At 44.0% G+C, this 3,978-nt stretch carries 4 protein-coding genes; all 4 read left to right on the top strand.

Annotation, left to right across the window (positions count from 1 at the left end; all coding sequences use genetic code 11):
* Nucleotides 1–46 precede the first annotated feature (46 nt).
* Nucleotides 47–901 (top strand): MetQ/NlpA family ABC transporter substrate-binding protein, encoded by an 855-nt coding sequence (locus WKI42_RS09615; RefSeq protein WP_000694523.1) that lies wholly within the window; start codon nucleotides 47–49, stop codon nucleotides 899–901.
* Nucleotides 902–1,000: 99 nt separating this feature from the next.
* Nucleotides 1,001–2,374, top strand: a complete 1,374-nt coding sequence (locus WKI42_RS09610) for a M20 family metallopeptidase (RefSeq protein WP_368081811.1) — start codon at nucleotides 1,001–1,003, stop codon at nucleotides 2,372–2,374.
* Complete coding sequence (locus WKI42_RS09605; protein ID WP_368081810.1) at nucleotides 2,367–3,428, top strand: methionine ABC transporter ATP-binding protein; 1,062 nt, start codon at nucleotides 2,367–2,369, stop codon at nucleotides 3,426–3,428. Before WKI42_RS09610 ends, WKI42_RS09605 begins: the two co-directional genes overlap by 8 nt.
* A gap of 1 nt (nucleotide 3,429) precedes the next feature.
* Nucleotides 3,430–3,978 (top strand): methionine ABC transporter permease (locus WKI42_RS09600; RefSeq protein WP_368081809.1); only part of this gene is annotated, 549 nt, incomplete at its 3' end.

The following is a 3,978-nucleotide window of genomic DNA, read 5'->3' as shown; positions in this document are numbered from 1 at the left end:
AAAGTATGAGATACTAGTACGGTATTATTTTTAAGGAGAAAGAATCATGAAAATTAAAAAATGGCTTGGTGTAGCAGCCCTTGCTACAGTCGCAGGTTTGGCTCTTGCAGCTTGCGGAAACTCAGAAAAGAAAGCAGACAATGCAACAACTATTAAAATCGCAACTGTCAACCGTAGCGGTTCTGAAGAAAAACGTTGGGACAAAATCCAAGAATTGGTTAAAAAAGACGGTATCACTTTGGAATTTACAGAGTTCACAGACTACTCACAACCAAACAAGGCAACTGCTGACGGCGAAGTAGACTTGAACGCTTTCCAACACTATAACTTCTTGAACAACTGGAACAAAGAAAATGGGAAAGACCTTGTAGCGATTGCAGATACTTACATCTCTCCAATTCGCCTTTACTCAGGTTTGAATGGAAGTGACAACAAGTACACTAAAGTAGAAGACATCCCAGCAAACGGAGAAATCGCTGTACCGAACGATGCTACCAACGAAAGCCGTGCGCTTTACTTGCTTCAATCAGCTGGCTTGATTAAATTGGATGTTTCTGGAACTGCTCTTGCAACAGTTGCTAACATCAAAGAAAATCCAAAGAACTTGAAAATCACTGAATTGGACGCTAGCCAAACAGCTCGTTCATTGTCATCAGTTGACGCTGCTGTTGTAAACAATACCTTCGTTACAGAAGCAAAATTGGACTACAAGAAAGCACTTTTCAAAGAACAAGCTGATGAAAACTCAAAACAATGGTACAACATCATCGTTGCGAAAAAAGATTGGGAAACATCACCAAAAGCTGATGCTATCAAGAAAGTGATCGCAGCTTACCACACAGATGACGTGAAAAAAGTTATCGAAGAAACATCAGACGGTTTGGATCAACCAGTTTGGTAATAAGAAACAGGGAGGTGGGAGAGAAAATTCCACCTCTTGCTTTTGTATAGAGCATGGATTGTAAAGAAAACTATAGGTTCATAGAAAGGTAGAGAGAATATGGTTTTTCCTAGTGAACAAGAACAGATTGAAAAATTTGAAAAGGATCATGTAGCCCAGCATTATTTTGAGGTTTTGCGTACCTTAATTTCTAAGAAATCAGTCTTTGCCCAGCAGGTGGGACTTAAGGAAGTTGCAAACTATCTGGGTGAGATTTTCAAACGTGTGGGGGCTGAAGTGGAGATTGATGAGACTTATACGGCTCCCTTTGTCATGGCGCATTTCAAGAGTTCGCGCCCAGATGCTAAGACTCTGATTTTCTATAACCACTATGACACTGTACCAGCTGATGGGGATCAGGTCTGGACTGAGGACCCTTTTACTCTTTCTGTTCGCGATGGTATTATGTACGGACGAGGAGTCGATGATGACAAGGGTCATATCACAGCTCGTTTGAGTGCTTTGAGAAAATACATGCAGCATCATGATGACCTGCCTGTCAATATCAGTTTTATCATGGAGGGAGCGGAGGAATCCGCTTCGACAGACCTAGATAAGTATTTGGAAAAACATGCGGACAAACTCCGTGGTGCAGATTTGTTGGTTTGGGAACAAGGAACCAAAAATGCCTTAGAACAGCTGGAAATTTCTGGTGGAAACAAGGGGATTGTGACCTTTGATGCCAAGGTAAAAAGTGCTGATGTGGATATCCATTCGAGTTATGGTGGGGTTGTGGAATCAGCTCCCTGGTACCTCCTTCAAGCCTTACAGTCTCTTCGCGCTGCAGATGGCCGTATCTTGGTTGAAGGCTTGTACGAAGAAGTACAAGAGCCAAATGAACGAGAAATGGCCTTGCTAGAAACTTATGGTCAACGAAATCCAGGGGAAATCAGCCAGATTTATGGTTTGGAATTGCCTCTTTTACAAGAGGACCGCGCAGCCTTTCTAAAACGTTTCTTTTTCGAGCCAGCTCTTAATATCGAAGGGATTCAGTCAGGTTATCAAGGTCAGGGTGTTAAGACTATTTTGCCTGCAGAAGCTAGTGCCAAGCTAGAGGTTCGTCTGGTTCCGGGCTTAGAACCGCATGATGTTCTGGAAAAAATTCGGAAACAGCTAGACAAAAATGGCTTTGATAAGGTAGAATTATACTATACCTTGGGAGAGATGAGCTATCGAAGCGATATGAGCGCACCAGCCATTCTCAATGTGATCGAGTTGGCTAAGAAGTTCTATCCACAGGGCGTTTCAGTCTTGCCGACGACAGCGGGGACAGGGCCTATGCATACGGTCTTTGATGCTCTAGAGGTGCCAATGGTGGCTTTCGGTCTAGGAAATGCTAATAGTCGAGACCACGGTGGAGATGAAAACGTGCGAATCGCCGATTATTACACCCATATTGAATTAGTAGAGGAGCTGATTAGAAGCTATGAGTAGAGATATTATCAAGTTAGATCAGATCGATGTGACTTTTCACCAAAAGAAGAGAACCATCACAGCGGTCAAGGATGTGACCATTCACATCCAAGAAGGGGATATCTACGGAATCGTTGGATATTCTGGAGCAGGGAAATCCACCCTTGTACGGGTAATTAACCTCTTGCAAAAACCATCTGCAGGGAAAATTACCATTGACGACGATGTGATTTTTGATGGTAAGGTGACCTTGACGGCCGAGCAGTTGCGTCGTAAACGTCAAGATATTGGAATGATTTTCCAGCATTTCAACCTGATGAGCCAAAAGACTGCAGAGGAGAATGTAGCCTTCGCCCTCAAACACTCTGGACTTAGCAAGGAAGAAAAGAAGGCTAAAGTAGCTAAGTTGTTGGACTTGGTTGGCTTGGCGGATCGTGCTGAAAACTATCCTTCACAACTATCTGGAGGGCAAAAACAGCGTGTGGCCATTGCGCGTGCCTTGGCCAATGATCCAAAAATCTTGATTTCAGACGAGTCAACTTCTGCCCTTGACCCTAAGACAACCAAGCAGATTTTGGCCTTGTTGCAAGATTTGAACCAAAAATTAGGCTTGACTGTTGTCTTGATTACGCATGAAATGCAGATTGTCAAAGATATTGCCAACCGTGTGGCGGTTATGCAGGACGGGCATTTGATTGAAGAGGGTAGTGTGCTTGAAATCTTCTCAGACCCTAAACAACCTTTGACCCAAGATTTTATCTCAACAGCCACAGGCATTGATGAAGCTATGGTCAAAATCGAGAAGCAAGAAATCGTGGAACACTTGTCTGAAAACAGCCTTTTGGTGCAACTCAAGTATGCAGGTGCTTCAACAGACGAGCCACTTTTGAATGAATTGTACAAGCATTATCAAGTGACGGCTAATATCCTCTATGGGAATATCGAAATTCTCGATGGCACTCCTGTTGGAGAATTGGTGGTGGTCTTGTCAGGTGAAAAAGAAGCGTTGGCAGGTGCCCAAGAAGCTATTCGTCAAGCAGGCGTACAGCTAAAAGTATTGAAGGGAGGACAGTAAGATGGAATCATTGATTCAAACTTATTTACCAAATGTCTATAAGATGGGTTGGTCTGGTCAAGCAGGCTGGGGAACAGCCATCTACCTAACCCTCTATATGACAGTTCTGTCCTTTATCATCGGAGGTTTCTTGGGGCTAGTGGCAGGTCTTTTCCTTGTCTTGACCGCGCCAGGTGGTGTTTTGGAGAATAAGGTTGTTTTCTGGATTTTGGATAAAATCACCTCTATTTTCCGTGCGGTTCCCTTTATCATTCTCTTGGCAGTCTTGTCACCCTTCTCACACCTAATCGTAGGGACAAGTATCGGGCCAAATGCGGCTATCGTACCGCTATCTTTTGCAGTCTTTGCCTTCTTTGCCCGTCAAGTACAGGTGGTCTTGGCTGAGCTAGATGGTGGTGTCATTGAGGCGGCTCAAGCTAGCGGAGCGACCTTCTGGGACATCGTAGGTGTTTACCTATCAGAAGGTCTTCCAGATTTGATCCGTGTGACGACTGTAACCTTGATTTCCCTTGTTGGTGAAACGGCTATGGCTGGTGCGGTTGGAGCTGGT

It is taken from the genome of Streptococcus pseudopneumoniae, assembly GCF_038148935.1.
Classification (GTDB): domain Bacteria; phylum Bacillota; class Bacilli; order Lactobacillales; family Streptococcaceae; genus Streptococcus; species Streptococcus pseudopneumoniae_U.
The sequence above is the reverse complement of the archived record's forward strand: the minus strand, read 5'-3'. Positions and strand labels throughout refer to the sequence as shown.